Raw genomic sequence first — 23,940 nt, 5'->3', positions numbered from 1 at the left:
CGGCGCGATGTTGTCGTTTAGGACGCCACCAGATGCGCAGCAAGGCCCGAAAATAAGGGCTTTTCACGATGCGCCGACGATGAAGTGGTTGCCGCGACCACCCCCCTGCGATACGGATACGCCATGAAATTCCTCGATGAAGCCAAGGTTTACATTCGCTCCGGCGACGGCGGAAACGGCTGCGTGGCCTTTCGCCGCGAGAAGTATATCGAATTCGGCGGTCCCTCCGGCGGCAATGGCGGCCGCGGCGGCGATGTCATCATCGAAGTGGTCGACGGCCTCAACACGCTGATCGACTATCGCTACCAGCAGCACTTCAAGGCGCCGCGCGGCACCAATGGCATGGGCAAGGACCGCCATGGCGCCAATGGCAAGCCGATCACGCTCAAAGTTCCGGTCGGCACGCAGATCATCGATGAGGATCGCGAGACGCTGATCCACGACTTCACCAAGCTCGGCGAGACCTATGTGCTGGCCGAGGGCGGCAATGGCGGCTTCGGCAATGCGCACTTCAAGTCATCGACCAATCGCGCACCGCGCAATGCCAATCCCGGCCAGCCCGGCGAAGAGCGCTGGATCTGGCTGCGACTGAAACTGATTGCGGATGCGGGCCTCGTCGGCCTGCCCAATGCCGGCAAGTCCACATTCCTCTCCAAGGTCAGCGCTGCGCGGCCGAAGATCGCCGACTATCCGTTCACAACACTGCATCCGCAGCTCGGCGTCGTCGATGTCGATGCGCGCGAATTCGTGCTGGCGGATATTCCTGGCCTGATCGAAGGCGCGCATGAAGGCGCCGGCCTTGGCGATCGCTTCCTCGGCCATGTCGAGCGTTGCCGTGTTCTGCTGCATCTGATCGATGCGACCTGCGAACATGCGGGCAAGGCCTACAAGACCGTCCGCGCCGAACTCGATGCCTATGAGGGCGACCTCGCCAACAAGGTCGAGATCGTCGCGCTCAACAAGATCGATGCGGTCGAGCCGGACGAGTTGAAGAAGCAGAAGGACCGGTTGAAGCGCGCTGCGAAGCAGACGCCGCTGCTGATCTCGGGCGCAACGGGCGAAGGCGTGCCGGACGCATTGCGTGCGCTCGTTGCAGTGATCGGCGAGGCGCCGGTGTCGGACAAGGCCAAGAGCGCAGCGCAGTCTGCGCCATGGGCGCCGGCGACGAGCTGATCTGCCTCTCACGTCCGTCCAAGCATCACACGTCCTGCCAAAGCCCACATCATGTCGCGCCCCGAGCTGAAGAACTTTCGCCGTATCGTCGTCAAGGTTGGCTCGTCGCTGCTGATCGATTCCGCGGCCGGCGAAGTCAGGGCCAAATGGCTTGCGGCGTTGGCCGCCGATATCGCCAAGCTGCATGCGGACGGTCGCGACGTCCTCGTGGTCTCATCAGGCTCGATCGCGCTCGGCCGCAGCCGCCTCAAGCTTCCGCGCGGTCCGCTGAAACTGGAAGAGAGCCAGGCCGCCGCTGCCGTCGGGCAGATCGCGCTGGCGCGCATCTGGTCGGAAGTACTGGGCCATCACGGCATCGGTGCCGGACAGATTCTCGTGACGCTGCAGGACACCGAGGAACGTCGTCGTTACCTCAATGCGCGCTCGACCATCGGCAAACTGCTGGAATGGCGCGCGGTGCCGGTCATCAACGAGAACGACACGGTGGCGACCAACGAGATCCGCTATGGCGACAATGATCGCCTCGCAGCGCGCGTCGCGACCATGGCATCCGCCGATCTGCTGGTGCTGCTGTCGGACATCGACGGGCTCTATACTGCACCACCCGGCGCCAATCCCGACGCGAAGCTGATTCCCATCGTCGACAGCGTCACTGCCGAGATCGAAGGCATGGCGGGCGCTGCCGAGAGCGAATTGTCGCGCGGCGGCATGTACACCAAGATCGAAGCTGCCAAGATCGCGACCACCGCGGGCACGCATATGATCATCGCGTCCGGCAAGGTCGAACATCCGCTGCAGAAGATCGCCGATGGCGGCCTCTGCACCTGGTTCCTAACGCCTGCCAATCCTGTGACAGCGCGCAAACGCTGGATCGCGGGATCGCTGGAACCGAAGGGCACGCTGACCATTGATGCAGGTGCTGTCGCCGCACTCCGTGCCGGCAAGAGTCTGCTGCCTGCCGGCGTCATCAAGGTGGAAGGTGACTTCGCACGCGGCGACGCCGTTATCGTGCGTGGACCGGACACGCACGAAATTGGCCGCGGCCTCGTGGCTTATGACGCAGACAATGCTGAGAAGATCAAAGGCCGCTCATCTCCGGACGTGATGATTATTCTTGGGATCAGCGGCCGCGCCGAAATGATCCATCGCGACGATCTCGTGATTTCGGGATCACGAAGTTAAGCAGCGATGCTTCGCCTGAATGACGTAACGCGCAATCCGTAAACTTGGCGCCGGATGCTCGCCATCATTGCGCCATTCCCGCGTACTTCGTTGCGCGCCATAGAATCAGATAGCCAATTTTTAGGGAGGCCCATTTCATGACCCGGCTTTTGATCATCCCGTTCCTGCTGATCGCAACGTCCGCTTTCGCGCAGGGCGGTAACACATCAGCCAATCAGTCGGCCTGCTCACGCGACGTCTCGCGCTTCTGCCGCGCCAAGATGAACGATGGTGACATGGTCGTGCTCAGCTGCCTCAAGGAAAACCGTTCGAAGCTCAGCAAGGCCTGCGCGAAAGTTCTCGCCGAGAATAATCAATAGCGCGACTAGCGTTTTCGAGCGAAGTGAGCACCGGTTCGCGTCAGGAAAACGCGTCAAGATAAGAAGCTCTAACCGCTGCTGCCGGCCGGCGTCGCGACAGGAAGCACCTCGGTCGCTGCGCGATCGGGCGTATCGTCCTTCCAGCGCACCGAACCGAACGGCCGCTCCAGCATGCGACGCACGCGAACCGGATCCGGCCCCAGATGATAGTCCGCCGCGCGCTGATACAAAGCGCGCTCGGACTGCGTCGAACGATTACGCTGGCGCAGGAAATCGAGCCAGGTCGGGCAATGGTAGCGTTCGGTCCACAATTCGGGATCAGCGATATCGCGCGCGATGGACCACCCATAGGCGCCGTTGCGCTGGCGCGAGAGCTGCACGTCCTGCATCACGCCGTGGAACGCCCGCGCACTTTCCTGGTCGACGCGATATTCGATCTCCACCACCAGCGGACCACTGCGCGCGGTCAATTGCAGCTGCACTTCCGGATCTTCAAGACGCTCCGCATCCTCGTCGCGCGCGCCGGTCGGCGGCATCCTTAGGAACAGGCCAAACAGCGGCGAGAGAAACATCGCTCCGCCAGACACCAGCAATGCCGCTTCGACGCCGACCATGTCTGTGAGATGCCCCCAGCCCCAACTGCCAATCGCGATGCCGCCGGCAATCGCAGCCTGAAAGGCGGCGAGCGAACGTCCGGCAACCCAGCGCGGCGCCGAGAGCTGTACGCCGATATTGAACAGCGCGACCGCCAGCATCCAGACCGAGCCGGCCACCACCAGCGCCGCCGCAGTGATGACCGGCTCGCTGCTGACCGCGACGACGGCAATCGCGACGCCCATGATCAGCGCACAGGCCCGGATCGAACTTTCGCCGCTCAGATGCTTGCGGACATGCCCAATATTCATTGCGCCGATCACCGCACCCATGCCGAAAGCTCCGAGCATGATTCCGTAGGTCTGCGCGCCGCCATGCAGCAGGTCGCGCGCAACCAGCGGCATCAGCGCCGAGACCGAACCACCGCAGATGCCGGTGATCAGCGTGCGCGTCAGCACGATCTTGATCGACGGCGAATTAGCAATGTAACGCACGCCGGACACGATGGCCCGGCTCAGCCGCTCACGCGGCAGCCGCGACACATCGACCTTGCGACGCCACAGAAACAGCACCACCAGCAACGGGATGTACAGCACCGCATTGGCCGCGAAGGCTGCGACGGCACCGGCGGTGGCGACCACGATGCCGCCGATCGCCGGCCCGAAACTGCGCGCGATATTGTAACTGATGCCGTTCAGCGCCACGGCGGATGGCAGTACCTCCGGCGGCACCTGCTCGCCCACGGAGGATTGCCAGGCCGGTCCGAACAGCGCCATGCCGCTGCCGATGATGAAGCAGAAGGCGAGCAGGATGTTCGGCGTGATGTGACCGGTCCAGTCCAGCATGGTTAGTACGCAGGCGCCGACCAGCGACAGCACCAGCGAAGCCAGCGACACGACACGGCGGTCATACATGTCGGCCACGGCGCCCGCCGGCATCGAGATCAGCATGATCGGCAGCATCAAGGCGGTCTGCACCAGCGCCACCTTGTCGGCCGACGCGGTCATCTGCGTCATGGCCCAGGCAGCGCCCACGCTCTGGATCATCAGGCCCAGATTGGACAGCAGGCTGGCGAGCCAGATCCGCCGGAACACCGCAAACCGCAGCGGGGCGGCAATGCCGTCGGAGGGAAGAACCACTGGTTTCGCTGCTTCGGCCATCATCGTCCCGTCGTCTGCTGCAGATAGCGACTGCAGGGCCATGCGGGTCTGATTCCCCGCGGGCACATCAAGTTGATGCCTGCGAAACGCGTTGTCTGTCCAGTGCCTGCTCCGCTATCACAGTGGCAGGCGTCGGATGTGCGCAGATAGAGGGAGACCAACCATGGCGCTGTCGCGACGGACCATACTCACGGGCGCAGCGATGCTGCCGCTGGCTGCCCATGCGCTCCGTTTCGAGGCCGCAGCACAGACCGGCCCCGGCACGACTGCGGGTTCCGACATTCCCCCGATCCTGTTCGTCCACGGCAATGGCGACCACGCGGCGCTCTGGATGACGCAGATCTGGCGCATGGAAACCAATGGCGTCCCGCGCAACCGGCTGATGGCGCTCAATTTCACCGATCCGCTGGCGCGTTCCGACGATGCTGTGGCGCAGCAGGGCCGCTCCTCCACCGAAGACCAGCGCCGCGAACTCGGCGAAGCCATCGCGGAACTGAAAAAGCGCACTGGCGCTGCGAAAGTGGCGCTGGTCGCCAATTCGCGCGGCGGCAATGCAGTGCGCAATTACATCAAGAATGGCGGCAGCGCCGATGTCAGCCACGCCGTCCTGTGCGGCACCCCCAATCACGGCGTGTTCGACGGGACCGATAGCCCCGGCAGCGAATTCAATGGCCGCAGCCCGTTCCTCAAGAGCCTCAATCCCGGCGAAGGCCCTGAGGTGACCGAAGGCACCGCTTTCCTCACCCTCCGCAGCGATGGCATCGACAAATATGCGCAGGCCGACGGTCGCCTGCTCGGCAAGCCGGGCGTGGCCACCGGCGTCACCTCCGATGGTCCGGCGCTGCGCGGCGCCACCAATCTGGTCCTCGGTGCCATCGATCATCGCGAAACCGGCTTTCACCCCCGTGCCTTCCGCGAGATCTACAAATTTATCGTCGGCCGCGAGCCCGTGCGGATCGATATCGCGCCGGAAGCTGAGGTGAAAATCAGCGGTCTCGTCACCGGCACGCCCGGCGGCGTGCCCACCAACCGGCCGGTCGCGGATGCCCTGGTCGAGGTGTACCGCGTGGCGCCGGACACGGGCGAGCGGATCGGGGCAGCGCTCCATTCGGCCCGCACATCCGCCGATGGCCGCTGGGGTCCCGTTCAGGTCGATCCGACCTGGCCTGTCGAGATCGTCCTGACATCGGCCGGAGCGCCGATCACGCATTCCTATCGCTCGCCATTCCCCCGCTCGTCCGACGTCGTGCATCTGCGCGCCGGCCGGCCGCTGGGACCCACCGATGCCAATGCCGGTGCAGTGGTGTCGATGTCGCGCGTCCGTGGCTATTTTGGATTACCGCGCGATGTCGTGCTGCTCGACGGCAAGGAGCCGACCGACGTGAAAGCCGGCGTGCCCACGGATTCGCTCTCGACTATCCGCCTTCCGGCCACGGACATCGGACGTCCGGTGGCAGCGCTGTTCAATCAGGAGCGGATCGTGGTGCGCGCCTGGCCGGTGTCGGAAAACCGGATCACGGTGGCGGAATTCACCGAGTAGATCAAGCCAACTCGCGCGCCTCAGCGGCTGGCTTTCTATATAACCGCTTTGCTGACTTCCCTGCGCGTCTCCGGTCAGATCGCATGAGGCATTGTTCGAAATCACCAGGAGCCCCGCCATGTGCGGGGCTCCTTCGTTATTCTGTTATCGCAGCAATAGTACCAGGATGATGAGGGGAAGCGGGATTCCGAGTAGCCACAGAAGAATGGGCATGGTTGTCTCCTTTGATTGGGGTTAACGACGCTTCTTCCAGGTCCCGTCACGAAGCCCGCCACCTTCCGTCGCGGCAAGGCTGGCGGAGAAGGCGCCGATCAGCAGCGACGCCGTGAGCCAGAATGCGAGCTGCATCGCGGCCTTGCGTGCGGCATCCACCGCGGTCTTCGCATCGTTGATGACTTCAGTGACGCGCTTGTCGGCATCTGCCTCGCTCAGACCGGTGCGGCTGGCGACAACCTTGTTGACGTAGCTGCGGTCGGCAGGCTTGAGCTCTCCACCACGGAAACTGGCAGCCATCACACGTGACAGTTCACCACGCGCTTCCGCGCTGGTGCCATCGGCCGACGGCGTCGTCGGACGCAGCAGCGAATCCAGGTAGCCATCGCTCGGACCTGACTGGGCTGCAGCAGCGGTTGCACCGGCAGCAACACCCGACGCGGCTCCGCTCAGCAAAGTGGTTGCTGGAGATGCCAGCAGGATCGCTCCCAAAACCGTCGCGAACGACCAGGCCAGGAATCCATGCGCGGTGTCACGAAAGTAGACTTCGTCCGAATGCACGCCGATCCAGCGCGACCGCAGACGGCCGGCAATATAACCACCGAGCGATGACGAGATCATCGCGATGACGATCAGGTAGATACCGGTCGTGATCTTGAACGTGGTCGCGGAGGCGCCGGAACTTGCCCACGGAGACACGACAGACAGACCGAGACCTGTGCCAAAGGCAATCAGGACGAGCGTCAGTGCGAGCGAAACCATGGCACCGGCTGCAACCGCGGCCCACGATACGCCGGAGGTTTGCGGTTCGTCGACGCTTACGGCGGGTTGGACGACAACGGTATCGATCATTTTAAATCCTCAGGCCGGTCCGATATGGAGCCACTGCCTCCCTAATGTGCATGCGTGAGTATCGTTCCGAGGGATGCGCCCGCTGGACCGCAATATTGGTCGATGCGTGCGTTGCGGCCACGCTTTCCATCGACGCCTCCATGGCGCGCGGATGGACGCCTGCTATAATGACGAGACGCTCCGGTCCCTGGATCAATTGCGAGGCCCATCGTGAGCATTGCCGAGGTCTACGATTTCTCCGCTGCGCGAGCGCCCCTGGTGCCGCCGAGCCCGCCACGTGCGCCCGAGAACATGGGTGCGCTGGGGCGAATGTCGGCGATGCGCCGCAGCGCTATCGAGACCTGGGGCCAGCGCGCCTATGAAGATGACATCATCAACGGCCGCTTCTTCGGCCATGCCAGCTTCATCCTCAACGACCCCGATGCGATCCGCCATGTTCTGGTGGACAATTACGAGAACTATACCCGCACGCCCGCTGCATTCCGCGTGCTGCGGCCGATGCTCGGCGAGGGCCTGCTGCTCGCCGAAGGCCGCACCTGGAAACACCAGCGCCGCACCCTGGCGCCGGCTTTCACGCCGCGCGCGGTGACGACTTTGGTGCCGCACATGATCTCGGCCGTCGACGATACGCTCGCCGATTTACAGTGCGCCGAGGGCAAGCCGGTCGATCTTCGCGCGATCATGCAGCGGATGACGCTGGAGATCGCAGGCCGCACCATGTTCTCCTTCGGCATGGCCGAGCATGGCGCGAAGCTGCGCGACTTCGTGATGGAATACGGCATGAACCTGGCCCGGCCGCACTTCCTCGATCTGCTGCTGCCGCTGGGCTGGCCGACGCCGCAGGATATCTCGCGCGCCTTCTTCCGCAGACGCTGGACGAGATTCGTCGGCGAGCTGATGACCGCACGTCGCGCCGCCGGCAAGAACGACGACGCGCCGCGCGATCTGTTCGACCTGATGGTGGCCGCGCGCGATCCGGAAACCGGCGCATCCTTCACCGATGGGCAGCTCGGCGATCAGGTGGCGACGATGATCCTCGCCGGCCATGAGACGACGGCAACGGCGCTATTCTGGGCGCTGTATATGCTGACGCTCGATCCGGCGAGCCAGGAGCAGGTCGCGGCCGAAGCCCGCGCCGCCAGTGCGAGCGGCACGTTCGATATCGAACATCTGAAATTCACCCGCGCAGTGATCGATGAAACCATGCGGCTCTATCCGCCGGCTTTCCTGATCGCGCGCGCCGCCGCGGGCCCTGATCGTCTGGCTGGCCAGTCCGTCGCCAGCAAGGACGTGATCCTGATCGCGCCCTGGCTGCTACACCGGCACGAGAAATTGTGGCACGAGCCCAACGCCTTCATGCCGTCCCGTTTCATGCCCGGCGCGACGCCGCCGGACCGCTTCGCCTATCTGCCTTTCGGCGTCGGTGCCCGGGTCTGCATCGGCGCGCATTTCGCGCTTGTCGAGGCCACATTGGCACTGGCGAAAATCATCGGAGCGTTCCGCGTCGAGCTGCCAGATAAAGCACCCGTCATGCCAATCGGCGTGGTGACGACACAACCGGATCGCTCGCCACAGTTCTGGATTGAGCGGCGCTGACGTTATTTCAGCACGCCCTCTCCTCGCGTCTTCCCCGCCCTGCGCGCGTTCATGGCACGCGGGCGGAACGACAAGTTGAAGCGCTGCGGCAAAGCCCTGTCTTGGACGTAGCGACTATTTGGCCTAAACTGATGCCATGAGTGATGTTCAGGCACTATTCGCGACATTGAGCCAGGCGACCGATCCGGCCGTAGCCGATGCCATTGCACAACTGATCCGCGACGGCGCGGACCACGAACTCAATCGTATCAACGTGCTGGATTTTGCGGCACGCCGTGGCCTGAACGAAGAGCGCGTCATTTCCGGCTTCCTGCATGCCTCCCGCCTCGGCCTGTTCGACCTGACCTGGAATGTGTTGTGCCCGGGCTGCAGCGGCGTCCTCGACGCCCACAGCACGCTGAAATCGCTGCGCCATGACGACTACCATTGCGGGCTCTGCGCCTGCGGCTATGAAGCGTCGGTTGACGAGCAGGTCGAAGTGGCGTTCACGGTCGCACCGCGCGTCAGGCACATCGCTGCACACGACCCCAATACGCTGCCGCTCTGGGAATACTTCAAGCAGGTGTTCTGGAGCTCAGGCGTCGATCTCAATCAGGAATCGTTCGCGTCACTCACCGATGAAGTGACACTGGACGCAATGGAATTGCCGGCGCATGAAAAAGCGGTGATGTCGCTGCACTTGCCGTCAGAATTCGTCATCGTGTTCGAGCCGGTAACCCATGCCGCGCAGTTCATCGATGTGCAGGGTGAGCCGACCAAGGAACGACAGCATTTGTCGCTGATCTACAACCGGCAGCATACACCGACCGGCACCATCATGCTACAACCCGGACCGTTGCGATTGTCCCTCGAGAACCAGACCGAGGTGCGTGTGCTGCCATCGGTATTTGTCGCGGCCGAGGGCCTCCATCACCTGATCGGCAAGCGCAAACCGTTCCTCACGGCCAAGCGGATACTCACCAACCAGACCTTTCGCGATGTCTACAAGGCCGACAACCTCAATATCGATCAGCGCCTGAAGATTACCTCGCTGACTTTCCTGTTCACCGACCTCAAGGGCTCGACTGCCTTGTACGAGCGCGTCGGCGATCTCGCAGCCTTCGATCTGGTGCGCGCGCATTTCCACGCACTGCTGGAGATCATTGCGTCGGAAGCCGGTGCCGTCGTGAAGACCATCGGGGATGCCGTCATGGCGACCTTTACGCGGCCCGAACAGGCGCTGGCCGCGGGTCTGCGCATGCGCGCCGCGATGGAGCGACTGAACGAGGAGCGCGGCACCAAAGACCTCGTGGTCAAAATCGGTATCCATGAGGGACCCTGCCTCGCTGTGATGCTGAACGAGCGGCAGGATTACTTTGGCCAGACCGTCAATATCGCTGCCAGGGTGCAGGGCCTGTCAACCTCGCAGGCGATCCATGTCACCAGCCCGGTGATATCGGCGCTGGCCGTGGAAGCCATCCTGAGGAAGGCCGAAATCACACCGATCCAGAAGCACGCCGCCTTGCGCGGTATCGCCGACAAGATGGTGGTCTATGAAATCCCGTGACATGAGTCCCCGTAAACTGCCGATCGCCTCAATTGTTACTTAACTGTCATCAGCGCTTCGGGAACCCGGCCGCATTGCGCGCGTTCCATTTTCGCGCCACAAAGTACGAGCGCTTTCGCCGCATGGCAGCCCGCTCGATCATCTGGTTCAAGGAATAATGCTGGAAAAACTGCGCCAATTCATCGCCGATGTGGTGTCTCCCGATGCGCACGGAAATCAGGCATTCGACGATACCGGCTTCCGTCTTGCCGCCACGGCGCTGATGCTTCACGTCATCTCGCTGGACGGTGAGCCCTCAGCTATCGAGAGAGCCAAGTTGCACAGCCTGATCGAGTCGCGTTTCGAGCTCGATCCCGGCACGGCTGACAGACTCATCTCGGCTGCCACCCTCGTCGAAGGCGAGGCCGTCGATCTCTATCACTTTACGAGCGTCATTATGCGCGTGGTCGACGAGCCCGGTCGTGTCCGTCTCGTCGAGATGATGTGGCAGCTGGTCTATGCTGACGGCCGCGTCAGTGAGTTCGAGGAAAATGTGGTCTGGCGCGCAGCCGACCTGCTCGCAGTTTCATCACGTGACCGGATGGAGCTCAAGCGACGCGTGGCGGGCGGTACAGCCACAACGGATACGACTGTCTGAGCAGGCGCAGCCTGACCGGAAAATGACAGCACTACGACGCATAACCAAAGTTTAATGCGCGGTCCCCGATAATTCATGCCACTGCTACGCATTCGGGAACTGAAGGCCTGCGGTATTCCGGTGGTCATTCCGACTTGCACATCACGGGTATCCCTATTACGCCTGTAGATGCATGCAAATCGTCCTCACGTATTTTAAGAGTACCTTATTGTGACTGAGCGCGTGACGTTAATAACCGGAGCCTCGGCCGGAATTGGCGCCGAGTTCGCGCGCATCTTCGCCGCGAACAAGCATCGCGTCGCTCTGGTTGCACGCCGTGCCGAGCGTCTGAATGCGCTGGCCGCTGAAATCACTGCTGCCGGCGGTGCTGCGCCCATCATCATTCCCTGCGATCTAGAACAGCGCGACGCCTGCGACCAGATCGCGGCTGCCCTCGCTGCCGCCGATGTCGAAGTTGAGTATGTGGTCAACAATGCCGGCTTCGGCATGTTCGGTCGCGCGATCGACATGGACCGCGACCGGCAACTCGGCATGCTTGAGGTCAATGTGCGCGCGCTGACGGATCTGTCGCTGCGCTTTTCCGAGAGCCTGATCCGCAACAAGGGCGGCATTCTCAATCTCAGCTCGATCGCGGGTTTTTTGCCGGGTCCCGGAATGGCCGTGTACTACGCCAGCAAGGCCTATGTGCTGTCCTTCACCGAAGCGCTGCGTCAGGAGCTCGGCTCCAAGGGTGTGCGCGTGACCGCATTGTGCCCCGGTCCGGTGCCGTCGGAATTCCAGGCGCGCGCCGGATTCACGCCGGGCCTCGACTCGGCGATCCTCAATGTCTCGGCGGCTGACGTCGCCCTGCTGGGCTATCAGGGCCTGATGGCCAATAAGCGCACGGTGTTCCCCGGCCTCGGCATCAAGATCGTGCCGCTGCTGCTGCGGCTTTTTCCGCGCGGCTTCATCGCGGGGGCGGTGGCAAGGTTGCAGTTGAGACGGGTGTGAATCCGGTCCGCCTACGCCCTGCGGGCTTCGGCGAGACATCCTTCGTTTGCTTCGCTTTTTATGGTCGGGAGGGTGGCTTGCCGAGCCGGAGCTTGCGAAGCAAGCGAAGGATGGTGGAGCCAGGCGGGATCGAACCGCCGACCTCGTCATTGCGAACGACGCGCTCTCCCAGCTGAGCTATGGCCCCGATACGAACCGGGTCGCCCATGCGATCCGATCAGCAATCGGCGCCATTTACAATCCCCGTTAACGGCAAGTCAAGAACGTCGCAAAAGCGCGGTTTTCCGGCACTTTTCGCCCGGAACTTCCCTTGTTTGAGGGGGGCTGAACCGATATTTAGCGGACAGTCGAATCCGCGACCTAACCCGCGAGCCATCCCCGCCATGCGCGCCGTTCTCGATATCGTGCTGATCATTCTCGATCTCTATGTCTGGCTGCTGATCGCCTCGGCGATCCTGTCCTGGCTGATCGCCTTCAACGTCGTCAACACCCGCAACCAGTTCGTCTCCGCGATCGCCGAATTCCTGTTCCGGATCACCGAGCCCGTGCTGGCGCCGATCCGCAGGATGCTGCCGAGCCTCGGCGGTCTCGATATCTCGCCGATCATCCTGATCCTGATCATCATGTTCCTGCAGCGGGTGATCACCTACTACATCTATCCCAGCGTCTTCTGATCGGCCGCCGGCTTCGTGGCAGATCCCTGGCGCTACGCGACTGACGGTGTCAGCATCGCCGTTCGCGTGACGCCGCGGGGTGGCCGAGACGATATCGACGGAATCGAGACGATGGCCAATGGCCGCTCGGTGGTGAAGGTGCGGGTGCGCGCCATCGCCGAGGGCGGAGAGGCGAACCGCGCGGTGACCGAACTGCTTGCCAAGCGGCTCGGCGTGCCGAAACGAGATGTGCGCGTGCTGTCCGGCACCACGTCGCGCGTGAAGCAGATCGCGGTCGACGGCGACCCGACGAAACTGGGCGCGATGCTGCGCAGGATCACTGCAGCAACGCCCGACGATACAGACGACAGGACCGACACATGACCGCCAGCATCATCGATGGAAAGATCATTGCCGCCGAATTGCGCGGCCGCGTCGCCGCCGAAGTCGCGCGCGTCAAAGCCGAGCATGGCGTGACGCCTGGCCTCGCCGTCGTGCTGGTCGGCAGCGATCCTGCCAGCGAGGTCTATGTGCGCAGCAAGCACAAGCAGACCCAGGAAGCCGGCATGGCCTCCTTCGAACACAAGCTGCCGGCTGATGTCGCACAGGCCGATCTGATCGCGCTGGTGCAAAAGCTGAATGCCGATCCCACCGTCCACGGCATTCTCGTGCAGCTGCCCCTGCCCAAGGGTCTCGATACCGACGCCGTCGTCAATGCCATCGATCCCGCCAAGGACGTCGACGGCCTGCACCCGATCAATGCCGGACGCCTCGCCAGCGGCATGCCCGCACTGTCCCCCTGCACGCCGCTCGGCTGCATCATCCTGACCAAGAGCGTGCACAAATCACTCGAAGGCATGAATGCCATCGTGATCGGGCGCTCCAATCTGGTCGGCCGTCCCTTGGTGCAGTTGCTGCTCAATGAAAACGCCACCGTGACCATCGCGCATTCGAAGTCGCGCGATCTCGCCAAGCTCTGCGCGCAGGCCGATCTAGTCTATGCGGCAGTGGGCCGCCCTGAAATGGTGCGCGGTGACTGGATCAAGCCCGGCGCGACCGTGATCGATGTGGGCATCAATCGGCTGCCCGGTGCCGAAGGCAAGACGCGTCTCGTCGGCGACGTGGCCTATCAGGAAGCGCTGAAGACCGCCGGCGCGATCACGCCGGTCCCCGGCGGCGTCGGCCAGATGACCGTTGCCTGCCTGCTGGTGAACACGCTGCGCGCGGCCTGTGCGATTCACAAGCTCGCAGCGCCGGCGGTTTAGTTCGCCGTATTCTCGATCAACCGTCGATAGAACCGGATCATGTCTGCGTAATTCGCGACGCTCAGCCGTTCGTTGGTGCCGTGAAAACGCTTGAGGTCTTCCGACGTCGCGCGCACCGGCGAGAAGCGGAAGATGTTGTCCGTCACATTCGTATAGTGCCGCGAGTCCGTTGCCGCGACCATCAGGCCTGGCGCCACCAGCGCATCCGGGAAGATCTCGCGAATGGTCTGGTTAAGCGCGCGATAGGACGAGCTCGCCGTGCCGGTCACCGGGGGCGGATCGGTATTGCCGGGGAATGGCGCGATGGAAATCCTGTCGTTGCTAACCGCGCTGCGCACATGTTCGGTGACGCTGGCCTGCGTATCGCCGGGCAATAGCCGGAAATTCACCGTGGCCTCCGCATTGCCCGGCAGCACATTGTCCTGCTCACCGGCCTTGAAGATCGTCAGCGCGGTGGTCGTGCGCACCGTCGCCTCGGTCGGGCCGCTCTTCTCGAATTCGCGCAGCAACAGCGGCTTGAACAGCCACAGGTTGGACAGCACCACGCGGTTGAAGCCGCTCATTTCCGGCGCGATGGTGTCGAACATCTCGCCGACGGTGCCACGGATCTGCATCGGCAGGCGCTTGTTTTCGAGCTGCGTCAGCGCCGCGCTCATCATGCCGATGGCAGTCTCGCGCGGCGGCATCGACGAGTGACCGGGCGTGCCATGCGCGGTCAGCACCAGCGTCGCATAGCCTTTCTCGGCGACGCCGATCAGCGCCATCGGCTTGTCGAGCCCCTTGAGAATGCCCTCGGTGATCAAAAGGCCTTCATCGAGCACGAAGTCGAGCTTGACGCCACGCGACGTCAGCAGCGCCGCGATCGCCCTTGCGCCGCGGGTGCCGGAGACTTCCTCGTCATGGCCGAAGGCGAAATAGATGGTGCGCTTGGGGCGGAAACCCTGCTTCGCCATCACCTCGGCGGCCTCGAGGATTGAATACAGATTACCCTTGTCGTCCCAGGAGCCACGGCCCCAGATGAAGCCATCGGCGACGACGCCCTTGAACGGCGGTTGCTGCCAGTCTTTCTCGGTGCCCGGTGCGACGGGCACGACATCCTGATGCGCCAGCAGCGCAATCGGCTTCAAAGCGGGGTCGCTGCCTTCCCATGTGTAGAGCAGACTGTAGTTGCCGACGAGTTCGCGCTTCGCCGCCGCATGGAAGGCCGGGAAGCTCGCCACCAGATGCGCCTGCATCGCACGCAGTGGTTCGGCGGCCTGATCGGGATTGAGGAAATTGGAGATGGTCGGAAAGCGGATCGCCTCTGCAAGGCGCTCTGCGGCCGCCTGCTCATCAACCGGCGCCTTTGCCGCGGCGGTCACCTGAAGCTGCCGTGATCCCCCGCTGAACGTCTTGACGAGAACGATGCCCGCGAGCAGCAAAACGGCCGCGATGACGATCAGCGCGGCCGTTCGGAGCAGTTTGATCCATCGGCGCATCGGAAGTCCCCTTCTGCTACGCCGGTCTCTGTTACTTGGTCTTGGCGGCCGATTCTTTTGCAGATTTGGCGCGCTCGACCCCTTCGAGGATCAGGCGCTGCGCGTCGGCGGCATCGCCCCAGCGCACCACCTTGACCCACTTGCCGGGCTCGAGATCCTTGTAGTGCTCAAAGAAGTGCTGGATCTGCTGCAGCGTGATCTCAGGCAGATCGCTGTAGTTCTTCACCTTGTCGTAGCGCTGGGTCAGCTTCGAGGTCGGCACGGCGATGATCTTCTCATCGAGGCCGCCTTCGTCTTCCATCAACAGCACGCCGACGGGACGCACGCTCATCACCGCGCCCGGCACGATGGCTCGGGTGTTGGCAATCAGCACGTCACAGGGATCGCCGTCGCCGGACAAAGTGTGCGGGATGAAACCGTAATTCCCCGGGTAGCGCATCGGGGTGTAGAGGAAGCGATCGACGAACAGTGCGCCGGATTCCTTGTCCATCTCATATTTGATGGGCTCGCCGCCCACCTGGACCTCGATCACGACGTTCACTTCATGCGGCGCCTTGGCGCCGAGCGGGATTGCGTCAAGACGCATCAAACACTCCAGATTTCATAGGACAGGTTGCGACAGGCGTAGCCGAGCGGGAGCCCGGATTCAACGCCTGCGAGACCAGAAAATCATGAACCGGCTTAATGGCTTAATTCGTCCAGGCGAATGCCACTTTATCGAGCGATTTTGCGCCGAAACGCTCCGAGGAACGGGCGACCATGCGGCCACCCAGGGCGCGGTAGAACTCCGTGGCGCCCTCATTGTCCGACAGCGCCCAGATCACCATGCTCTTCAGCCCGCTCTGCACGAGATCGCGCTTGGCGGAGGCGAACAGCCGGCGGCCGAAGCCGAGGCCCTGGAATTCCGGACGCAGGTAAAGTTCGTAGATCTCGCCTTCGAACTGCAGGCTGCGGGCGCGGTTGCGACCGTAATTGGCGTAGCCGGCGACCTTGTCACCGAAGCACAAAACGCTGACGCGGCTGCCCTTGCGGATCGCCGAATCCCACCAGCCGGGACCGCGGCGGTTGATCAGCTTTTCCAATTCGGGGCCCGGGATGAGGCCTTGATAGGCCGCGCGCCAGGCTTCGTCATGGGTGGACGCCACCGCGGCTGCATCCGCAGCTTTGGCCGGCCGAACCTCGATCAGGGTTGTGCTCATGAGGGGATCAAAGCAAGTCGGCGGGCGCTCTTCAAGGTCCATCGTTAATTATCGGTTAACGTGTGGATTTTCAGCATCAGTTTACCGAAAGAGTTGTATCGAAAAAGGACAGAGGTGCATCCAATGCGCGCCGAACGCCATGTTTTCCACTGCTGGCACGTATCGCGCGAGTCGCGTCGCAGTTGCACACGCGTATCGATGTGCACAACTGCATCAATGTGATTCGCGGCGTGTAGAGTTCGACAGGCATTGCGTCCGCACGAAAGTCCCTGAGCGCTCATGAAACACGTCCAAGCGCTTTGCCTGCTGGCTGCATTGCTCGGAAGCGCCGCTACTGCCACAGCCCAGACATCAGGCGCGCAGGCCCCGGAAGAAGCGCCGCATCGCCGGCAGGTCTGGACGGTAGCGTCGCCCGATCCAAATACCAGTTCCCGCGCGGTGCTATTCCGCCCACCCGGCAATGGCCCGTTCCCGCTCGCTGTCATCGCGCATGCCACCACACAGAATGCGCTGCGCCGCGCGCAGATGCCGCAACCGGAATATCGCGCACTGGCCTCCTGGTTCGTTGGGCGTGGCTACGCCGTGCTGGTGCCCGAGCGCCCCGGCCATGGCTTAACCGGCGGGCGTTATCTCGAAGACCAGGGCGGCTGCGACAATGCCGACTATCTCGGCGCCGGCCGCGCCACGGCGGATAGTATCGCCGCAGCGATGACTGACATTCGCAAACAACCCTTCATTCGCAGCGACGGCACGATCGTCGTCGGCCATTCCGCGGGCGGCTGGGGCGCGCTCGCCATGGCCGGCGCCAATCCGCAAGGCGTCAGAGCGATCATTGCCTTTGCCCCCGGACGCGGCGGCCATGCCAATGACCGGCCGAATGACGTCTGCGCGCCGCAGCGCCTGATCGCCGCTGCCACAGCCTTCGGCAAGACGGCGCACGTGCCTGTGATCTGGCTCGTCGCGCGCAATGACAGCTATTTTTCGCCGGACTTGTCACGCCAGCTGGCGGATGCGTTTCGCAAGGGTGGCGCCAGGGTCGATGTCCACGAGCTGCCGGACTTCCAGAGCGAAGGCCACTGGCTTGCGGAGAGCGACGGCGGTAACGACATCTATGGCGCCACGCTGGACAAGGCGCTGAAGGCAATCACGGCGAGGAAGCGATGACGCGCAAACCTGCGCAACCGGAATGGACAGTGCAGTGACCGAGCCCTGGCCCGATGACAATGTCATCCTTTATGACGGCGTCTGTATCTTCTGCTCGCGCTGGATCCAGTTCGTCGCCAAACGCGACACCGATCACCGCTTTCGTTTCACGCCGATCCAGTCCGACTATGGCAGCCGCCTCGCCCGCCATTTCGGCATCGATCCCGCCGATCCCGACACCAATGCGGTGATCCATGGCGGCGTGGCTTATGTCAGATCCGATGCGGCGCTGACGGTGTTGTCGACGCTGCCCGGCTGGCAGTGGGTGCGCGTTCTGTTCGCGGTGCCGAAGGCGCTGCGCAATCCGGTCTACAGCCTGATCGCAACGAACCGCTATCGCATCTTCGGAAAGACCGAGGCGTGTATCGTGCCGGATGCGGCGATGAGGGCGAGGGTGATGGAGTAAGCGAGCGTCTACGCTTTGCTCTGGTTGCCTGTGGCCAGCGCTTCCTTCGCCGCCCGCTCTCCACTCTCCCGCGCCCCATGCGCCGTCGAGAAGAAATTCGGCGATGTCGCTTCGCCGGCAAAAAACAGCCTGCCATCCACCGGCGCCGCGAGGACCGCGCGGGCATCGGCATGACCGGGCTTCGCCGCCGAATAGGCGCCTTGCGCGAAGCGGTCGTGACCCCAGCGGGATTCCGCGAGCGGCGTGAGCTTGCTGCGGATATCCGAGCCGAGCAGCGCCACGATCTCGTCGATGCTTTGCGCAGCGAGCGCGCCCTCACCGGCGTCTTCCAGGTCGCGTGCGAAACTGCCCCCGAAGAAGCCGGCGATGCAGGGGCGGCCGGACGGGCGCAGGTGAAAACTGCCGACACCCGTGCGCAGGGCGGCGCCGCGCAACCCGATATCCGACGGCCACTTCTCCGCGTCGGCGAGCGCCAGCATTACCTTGTTGTCGGCGCCGAGCGGCAGGCCCGCGGCGGCCTCGACCTTGCTGGGCAACGGCGGCGTGAAGCGGATATTTTCATTGGCGATGAGATTAGTCGGCACGCAGACGATCACTTTCGCCGCGCTGAGCGTGCCGCGCGACGTCTCGATGCGGATGCGCGCACTGGAATGATCGATAACAGTGACTTCGGTGTTCAGCGCCACCGGACACGGCGCGCCATAGGCCGCAATCAGCGCTCCATAGCCATCGGGCAGGCGCCAGTTGATGTCCGTGTCCTCATAGGCATCCATGTCGTGCAGCGACACATCCTTGAGCTCGAAACCGTTGATATAGGTCGAGACCGCATCGATCATCGGATTCCATGGATTGCCGGGCTCGAGGCAGGTCGCAGCAGGCGCATCGATCTCGTTTTCCGCGGCTTCCTCGGCGCGGTCATAGAACGCGTCGATCGCGGCGAAGAACTCATCGCGCTTCGCCTTTGAGAAGGCGACGTCATAAGCCTGATCGCGCCACGGCGGGCGCGACTTGTCGACGGCGAAGCCGAGCTCTTTCGCGATGCCGACGAAGTCATTCTTGTCGGCGGAGTGCAGCCATTCACAGCCCAGATCGAACGGAATGCCGGGGGCCGCCATGATCGTATGGGCACGGCCGCCGATCCGGTCGCGCGCTTCCAGCACAATCACGGAGAGCCCGTAACCTTCCAGCATACGCGCGGCGCCGAGGCCGGCAGCGCCGGCTCCGATGATGGCGACATCTACGTCGGAAGGCAGTCTGGTCATCGCGTCGGTATTCACAGCGGATGGGAAACGGGTGACAACGGGATAAAGGCTTGCTTGAATTATTCAAGCCACCGCTGCCCTCGGAGAAGATGCATGACAGCCCCACACGATTTCGAACTCTACGGCTTCTGGCGGACGTCCGCGACCTATCGCGTCCGCGTAGCGCTCAACCTGAAGGGATTGGAAGCGCACGAGCGCGTGATCGACCTCGACAAGGGCGAGCAGCGCGGCGACGCGTTCCTCAAGATCAATCCGCTCGGCGCGATTCCGGCCCTGATCGAGCCCGGCCACCTGCCGCTGACGCAGTCGCTGGCGATCCTGGAATTCCTCGACGAGATCCATCCGACCCCGCCGCTGCTGCCGAGCGATCCACACGGCCGCGCCCGGGTGCGTTCGATCGCCGCGATGCTGGCCGCCGACACCCACCCGCTCATTACGCCGCGTGTGCGGAAATATCTCGCCATCACCGCCGGCTTTGACGATGCCGCAGTTCGCGCCTGGCTGGTGCACTGGTTCACCACGGGCCTCGTCGCCGTGGAGAAGCGCCTCGCCAGCGAGCCCGCCACCGGCCGCTTCTGTCATGGCGACGAGGTGACCATCGCCGACATCTGTCTGCTCAGCATCACCGCAACCATGAAGGTGCTGAAGATCGAGATTGCAGGTATTCCAACCATCAATCGCATCGTCGCTACCTGCGAGGCGATGGAGGCGTTTGCGAAGGCGGATCCGTTGAAGCAGGTGGGAGCGCCGGCAAATTGACTCCGCCCTCATCCTGAGGAGCCGCGCAGCGGCGTCTCGAAGGATGGCCACAAGCGTCGGCGCGACACCAACTCATGGTTCGAGACGGCGCTGCGCGCCTCCTCACCACGAGGGGCGGAGTGAAGGCATCGCACCAAACAAAAATGCCCGGCTTTCGCCGGGCATTTCGTAACCAGTCAAAGAATGCTCTCGCTTACGCGATCACTTCCTTGGTCTTTTCGGCGCGCTTGCGGTCGTTGGCATCGAGATGCTTCTTGCGCAGGCGGATTGACTTCGGGGTGATCTCGACCAGCTCGTCGCTCTCGATATAGGCCAGCGCCTTTTCGAGGGTCATGCGGATCGGCGGCGTCAAACGCACCGCTTCATCCTTCGAGGTAGTGCGGATGTTGGAGAGCTGCTTGCCCTTGAGAACGTTGAGTTCGAGATCGTTCTCACGGGTGTGCTCGCCGATGATCATGCCCTTGTAGACCTTCCAGCCCGGCTCGATCATCATCGGGCCGCGATCTTCCAGCTTGAACATGGCATAGGCCACCGCTTCACCCTGGTCGTTGGAGATCAGCACGCCATTACGGCGGCCGGCGATCTCGCCCTTATAGGGCAGGTAGTCGTGGAACAGGCGGTTCATGATCGCGGTACCCTTGGTATCGGTCATGAGTTCGCCCTGATAGCCGATCAGGCCGCGGGTCGGCGCGTAGAACACCAGACGCAGGCGGTTGCCGCCCGACGGACGCATCTCGATCATCTCGGCCTTGCGTTCGCTCATCTTCTGAACGACCACGCCGGAGAATTCCTCATCGACGTCGATGACGACTTCCTCGACCGGCTCCAGCGTGTTGCCGTTCTCGTCCTTGGTGAGAACCACGCGCGGACGCGACACCGACAGTTCGAAGCCTTCGCGGCGCATGTTCTCGATCAGGATCGCGAGCTGCAATTCGCCGCGGCCCGACACTTCCATCGCGTCGCGATCGGCGGATTCGACAACCTTGAGCGCGACATTGCCTTCGGCTTCGCGCAGCAGGCGGTCGCGGATCAGGCGGCTGGTGACCTTGTCGCCCTCGGTGCCGGCGAGCGGCGAGTTGTTGACGATGAAGGACATCGACACGGTCGGCGGATCGATCGGCTGCGCCTGGATTGGAATTTCAACCGACGGATCGCAGAAGGTATCGGCGACCGTGCCCTTGGGCAGGCCGGCGATGGCAACGATGTCGCCGGCTTCGGCGAGTTCCACCGGCTGGCGCTCGAGGCCGCGGAAGGCCAGGATCTTGGTGATACGGCCGGTTTCGACGACCTTACCGTCACGCGACAGCACCTTGACGGCCTGGTTCGGCTTCACCGAACCGGCCGAGATGCGACCGGTGATGATGCGACCGAGATAGGGGTTGGCTTCCAAGATGGTTCCGAGCATGCGGAACGCACCTTCTTCAACCACCGGCGGCGCGACATGCTTGATGACGAGATCGAACAGCGGCTTCATGCCGACATCATGCGACGCGTCCGGGCTGTCGGCCATCCAGCCGTTGCGGCCCGATCCGTACAGAATCGGGAAATCGAGCTGGTCGTCGGTGGCGTCGAGCGCTGCGAACAGGTCGAACACTTCGTTGACGACTTCGGTGATGCGGGCGTCCTGACGGTCGACCTTGTTGATCGCGACGATCGGCTTGAGGCCGAGCTTCAGCGCCTTGCCGACCACGAACTTGGTCTGCGGCATCGGGCCTTCAGCGGCGTCGACGAGCACAATCACGCCATCGACCATCGACAGGATGCGTTCGACTTCGCCGCCGAAGTCAGCGTGGCCCGGGGTGTCGACGATGTTGATCTGGACTTCATCCCACAGCACCGAGGTGCACTTGGCGAGAATGGTGATGCCGCGCTCTTTTTCGATGTCGTTCGAATCCATCGCGCGTTCCTGGACGCGCTGATTGTCGCGATACGTGCCCGACTGCTGCAGCAGCTTGTCCACGAGAGTGGTTTTGCCGTGGTCAACGTGGGCGATGATAGCAATGTTGCGAAGGTTCATAGGTCTTCTTCTGGTTACGGTCTGGGTGCCCTTGAGCGGGTTCAACAAGACATGCTCGACAACAAAAGGCTTATGCCTTGCGCTCGAGCGCGTTCGATAACTGCCTCGTCTGAAAACGCGCTGGGGCAATCCCTCCAAAAGCAAACCCGGCCAGAAGGGGCCGGGTACTCGGACGCGTTGCGGCGCAATATAGGGGGAAATCGCCGAAAAACAATGCGAATCTGCCAAATGGTTAGCCCAATTTCGGGTCCAGAACCGTGGCCCAAAGGGCCATATCGGCCCGATCCCGCAAGGTAACGGTCATTTGGCCGCTTTGGCCGTCGATTTTGACGTGACCGAAGAACTGCATGCCGGCCGACGGGGGCAAATTCTGCTTATCGGGCCCCGGCGCCTTCACGAAACGGACCTCGGGACCGAAGGTATTGTCGAGCGCCGCCGGCCCGAAAGTTCCGGCGTAAAACGGGCCCGAAACGAACTCCCAGAACGGCTCGAAATCCTGAAACTGCGCCTTTTCCGGATTGTAGTAATGCGCCGCCGTGTAATGCACGTCGGCGGTCAGCCAGACTGTGTTGCGGATACCGGCCGATTTGATGAAGCGCAGGATGTCGGCGATTTCCAGCTCGCGGCCCCGCACTGGCCCGTCGCCCTGTGCGATGGCCTCAGACCCGGTTTTGTCGGCAGCGTTGTCATAGACGACGAGGCCGATCGGCATATCCGAGGCGATGACCTTCCAGGTCGCCTTCGAGGCCATCAATGCGCGCTTCAGCCAGGCCATCTGCTCCGGGCCGATGAAATACGCATCGGGACCATAGCTCTCCTGCAGGTTCGGGCCGTTGGGCCCGCGATAGCTGCGCTCGTCCAGCATGAAGACGTCGAGATGCGGGCCGTAATTGAGCGTGCGATAGACGCGGCCCGGTTCGGCCGGACTGACCGAGATCGGATACATCTCGTGAAAGGCACGGGCGCCGCGCGCAGCCAGCAGCGTGATGTCGCGCTCCTTGTAGGATGCCGGTAACTGTTTCGAGAGCGACCAGTTGTTGGTGACCTCGTGATCGTCCCACTGGCCGAAGATCGGCACCTGCGCATTGAAGGCGCGGACATTGTCGTCGAGCAGATTGTATTTGTGCGCGGCGCGGAATTCATCGAGCGTCTCGGCGACCTTCGCCTTCTCCGGCACCGTGATGGTGTTCTTCCAGATCGTGCCATCCGACAATTTTGCTTCAGGCAGGATCGGGCCGTCGGCATAGATCGTATCGCCGGAATGGATCAGGAAATCCGGATTATGCTTGCGCATGGTCGCATAGGTGACCATGCCGCCATCCTCGGCGTTGATGCCCCAGCCTTGGCCTGCGACATCGCCGCCCCAGACGAAAGACACATCGCGGCGATCCGCCGGCGCGGTGCGGAAGCGGCCGATGACCGGCTCGCCAACGATGTCGGTATGCGAGAGATCGCGGAATTTGACGCGGTAGAAGATGTCCTGCCCGGCCGGCAGATTGTCGAGCAGCAGCTTGGCCGTGAAATCGGTTTCGGGCAGCGCCGTGACGACGGGCAACAACCGCGCATTGCTGAAGGATTCGGTGGTGGCGACTTCCACCATCATCTGCGCCGGGCGATCGGCGCGCGACCAGATCATGCCGCTGCTCGTCCCGACATCGCCGGACTGCACGCCATGCGACACGGCCGGGCGATCCGCGGCGCGACTGAGAGAGGGCATGGCCAGGAAGCTTGCGCCTGCTGCAGCTGAGTGCGTGAGAAAACGACGGCGGGAAATACGTAACGCCATGGCGAACTCCTGATCCTGGCTCTGGCACCAGTGGCTCTAGGCAGATCGCTTGACGCTGCGATGACAGGTG

23 protein-coding genes and 1 tRNA gene are annotated in these 23,940 nt (G+C 63.0%); 14 read left to right on the top strand and 10 right to left on the bottom strand.

The genetic code is table 11. The features are described from left to right. The first annotated feature begins 123 nt into the window (after positions 1–123). The 3 genes from obgE to AB7828_RS22420 all read left to right on the top strand — a co-directional run bounded on the left by obgE (position 124) and on the right by AB7828_RS22420 (position 2,714). Positions 124–1,173, top strand: a complete 1,050-nt coding sequence (obgE, locus tag AB7828_RS22430) for a GTPase ObgE (protein ID WP_120287811.1) — start codon at positions 124–126, stop codon at positions 1,171–1,173. Between the two features lie 51 nt (positions 1,174–1,224). Then, a complete protein-coding gene (gene proB, locus AB7828_RS22425) occupies positions 1,225–2,355 on the top strand; it encodes a glutamate 5-kinase (RefSeq protein ID WP_092140564.1) in 1,131 nt (376 codons plus the stop codon). Positions 2,356–2,492: 137 nt separating this feature from the next. After that, positions 2,493–2,714 carry a cysteine rich repeat-containing protein gene (locus AB7828_RS22420; protein WP_068737829.1) on the top strand — a complete coding sequence of 74 codons (222 nt, stop codon included), beginning with the start codon at positions 2,493–2,495 and terminating at the stop codon, positions 2,712–2,714. Positions 2,715–2,782: 68 nt separating this feature from the next. On the opposite strand, the gene AB7828_RS22415 is transcribed toward AB7828_RS22420, so the two are convergent. Beyond that, a complete protein-coding gene (locus AB7828_RS22415) occupies positions 2,783–4,468 on the bottom strand; it encodes an MFS transporter (protein WP_320447697.1) in 1,686 nt (561 codons plus the stop codon). 163 nt (positions 4,469–4,631) lie between these two features. On the opposite strand from AB7828_RS22415, the gene AB7828_RS22410 reads away from it, so the two are divergent. After that, positions 4,632–6,008, top strand: coding sequence for a hydrolase (locus tag AB7828_RS22410; RefSeq protein WP_441231188.1), 1,377 nt, complete (start codon positions 4,632–4,634; stop codon positions 6,006–6,008). Between the two features lie 234 nt (positions 6,009–6,242). Here the strand turns inward: AB7828_RS22410 and AB7828_RS22405 are convergent, their stop codons facing one another. Then, positions 6,243–7,073 carry a hypothetical protein gene (locus AB7828_RS22405; protein WP_441231187.1) on the bottom strand — a complete coding sequence of 277 codons (831 nt, stop codon included), beginning with the start codon at positions 7,071–7,073 and terminating at the stop codon, positions 6,243–6,245. 210 nt (positions 7,074–7,283) lie between these two features. Here AB7828_RS22405 and AB7828_RS22400 point away from each other — a divergent pair, with 210 nt between their 5' ends. Together AB7828_RS22400 and AB7828_RS22395 are read left to right on the top strand one after the other, a co-directional pair. Continuing rightward, positions 7,284–8,669, top strand: coding sequence for a cytochrome P450 (locus AB7828_RS22400; protein WP_441231186.1), 1,386 nt, complete (start codon positions 7,284–7,286; stop codon positions 8,667–8,669). 136 nt (positions 8,670–8,805) lie between these two features. Continuing rightward, on the top strand, positions 8,806–10,215 hold the full coding sequence (locus AB7828_RS22395; RefSeq protein WP_441231185.1) for an adenylate/guanylate cyclase domain-containing protein: 1,410 nt from the start codon (positions 8,806–8,808) through the stop codon (positions 10,213–10,215). A 49-nt stretch (positions 10,216–10,264) separates the two neighbouring features. Here AB7828_RS22395 and AB7828_RS22390 read toward each other — a convergent pair whose 3' ends face one another. Next, positions 10,265–10,486 (bottom strand): hypothetical protein, encoded by a 222-nt coding sequence (locus AB7828_RS22390; RefSeq protein ID WP_441232360.1) that lies wholly within the window; start codon positions 10,484–10,486, stop codon positions 10,265–10,267. On the opposite strand from AB7828_RS22390, the gene AB7828_RS22385 reads away from it, so the two are divergent. Beyond that, complete coding sequence (locus AB7828_RS22385; RefSeq protein WP_441232295.1) at positions 10,406–10,852, top strand: TerB family tellurite resistance protein; 447 nt, start codon at positions 10,406–10,408, stop codon at positions 10,850–10,852. The two genes, AB7828_RS22390 and AB7828_RS22385, sit on opposite strands and share 81 nt — an antisense overlap. A gap of 210 nt (positions 10,853–11,062) precedes the next feature. Then, a complete protein-coding gene (locus AB7828_RS22380; RefSeq protein ID WP_439073632.1) occupies positions 11,063–11,842 on the top strand; it encodes an SDR family NAD(P)-dependent oxidoreductase in 780 nt (259 codons plus the stop codon). Between the two features lie 111 nt (positions 11,843–11,953). Here the strand turns inward: AB7828_RS22380 and AB7828_RS22375 are convergent. Beyond that, a tRNA-Ala gene (locus tag AB7828_RS22375) sits at positions 11,954–12,029 on the bottom strand. Positions 12,030–12,225: 196 nt separating this feature from the next. Between AB7828_RS22375 and AB7828_RS22370 the strand changes: the two genes are divergently transcribed. Genes AB7828_RS22370 through folD form a run of 3 tightly spaced genes read left to right on the top strand, consistent with a single transcriptional unit; the run spans position 12,226 to position 13,760 of the window. Next, positions 12,226–12,516, top strand: a complete 291-nt coding sequence (locus AB7828_RS22370; RefSeq protein ID WP_068737841.1) for a YggT family protein — start codon at positions 12,226–12,228, stop codon at positions 12,514–12,516. Positions 12,517–12,531: 15 nt separating this feature from the next. Beyond that, positions 12,532–12,879 (top strand): DUF167 domain-containing protein, encoded by a 348-nt coding sequence (locus AB7828_RS22365; RefSeq protein ID WP_089266538.1) that lies wholly within the window; start codon positions 12,532–12,534, stop codon positions 12,877–12,879. After that, on the top strand, positions 12,876–13,760 hold the full coding sequence (gene folD / locus AB7828_RS22360; RefSeq protein WP_231078515.1) for a bifunctional methylenetetrahydrofolate dehydrogenase/methenyltetrahydrofolate cyclohydrolase FolD: 885 nt from the start codon (positions 12,876–12,878) through the stop codon (positions 13,758–13,760). The genes AB7828_RS22365 and folD overlap by 4 nt, the downstream gene beginning before the upstream one ends. Here the strand turns inward: folD and AB7828_RS22355 are convergent. The 3 genes from AB7828_RS22355 to AB7828_RS22345 form a co-directional block, all read right to left on the bottom strand. Then, entirely contained in the window at positions 13,757–15,238 is a 1,482-nt protein-coding gene (locus AB7828_RS22355) for a M20 family peptidase (RefSeq protein WP_441231184.1), read from the bottom strand. The genes folD and AB7828_RS22355 overlap by 4 nt on opposite strands. A gap of 31 nt (positions 15,239–15,269) precedes the next feature. Next, entirely contained in the window at positions 15,270–15,824 is a 555-nt protein-coding gene (ppa, locus tag AB7828_RS22350; RefSeq protein ID WP_175369480.1) for an inorganic diphosphatase, read from the bottom strand. Between the two features lie 103 nt (positions 15,825–15,927). Further along, the gene (locus tag AB7828_RS22345) at positions 15,928–16,437 is read right to left on the bottom strand and encodes a GNAT family N-acetyltransferase (protein WP_068737851.1); all 510 of its coding nucleotides are present in this window, start codon (positions 16,435–16,437) and stop codon (positions 15,928–15,930) included. A gap of 279 nt (positions 16,438–16,716) precedes the next feature. Between AB7828_RS22345 and AB7828_RS22340 the strand changes: the two genes are divergently transcribed. Beyond that, complete coding sequence (locus tag AB7828_RS22340; protein ID WP_441231183.1) at positions 16,717–17,601, top strand: alpha/beta hydrolase family protein; 885 nt, start codon at positions 16,717–16,719, stop codon at positions 17,599–17,601. A gap of 34 nt (positions 17,602–17,635) precedes the next feature. Then, on the top strand, positions 17,636–18,046 hold the full coding sequence (locus AB7828_RS22335) for a thiol-disulfide oxidoreductase DCC family protein (RefSeq protein ID WP_439078940.1): 411 nt from the start codon (positions 17,636–17,638) through the stop codon (positions 18,044–18,046). Positions 18,047–18,054: 8 nt separating this feature from the next. On the opposite strand, the gene AB7828_RS22330 is transcribed toward AB7828_RS22335, so the two are convergent. Next, a complete protein-coding gene (locus AB7828_RS22330; protein ID WP_441231182.1) occupies positions 18,055–19,308 on the bottom strand; it encodes a flavin monoamine oxidase family protein in 1,254 nt (417 codons plus the stop codon). 93 nt (positions 19,309–19,401) lie between these two features. Between AB7828_RS22330 and maiA the strand changes: the two genes are divergently transcribed. Further along, positions 19,402–20,067 carry a maleylacetoacetate isomerase gene (gene maiA, locus AB7828_RS22325; RefSeq protein WP_175369476.1) on the top strand — a complete coding sequence of 222 codons (666 nt, stop codon included), beginning with the start codon at positions 19,402–19,404 and terminating at the stop codon, positions 20,065–20,067. Between the two features lie 193 nt (positions 20,068–20,260). Here maiA and typA read toward each other — a convergent pair whose 3' ends face one another. Both typA and AB7828_RS22315 read right to left on the bottom strand, forming a co-directional pair. Beyond that, a complete protein-coding gene (typA, locus tag AB7828_RS22320) occupies positions 20,261–22,084 on the bottom strand; it encodes a translational GTPase TypA (protein WP_089266528.1) in 1,824 nt (607 codons plus the stop codon). Positions 22,085–22,316: 232 nt separating this feature from the next. Continuing rightward, the gene (locus tag AB7828_RS22315) at positions 22,317–23,870 is read right to left on the bottom strand and encodes an alkaline phosphatase D family protein (RefSeq protein ID WP_441231181.1); all 1,554 of its coding nucleotides are present in this window, start codon (positions 23,868–23,870) and stop codon (positions 22,317–22,319) included. Positions 23,871–23,940 lie beyond the last annotated feature (70 nt).

The sequence above is a fragment of the Tardiphaga sp. 215_C5_N2_1 genome, from assembly GCF_052076055.1.
Classification (GTDB): Bacteria; Pseudomonadota; Alphaproteobacteria; order Rhizobiales; family Xanthobacteraceae; genus Tardiphaga; species Tardiphaga robiniae.
Note: the sequence above shows the minus strand (reverse complement) of the source record. Positions and strands in the feature narration are given on the sequence as shown.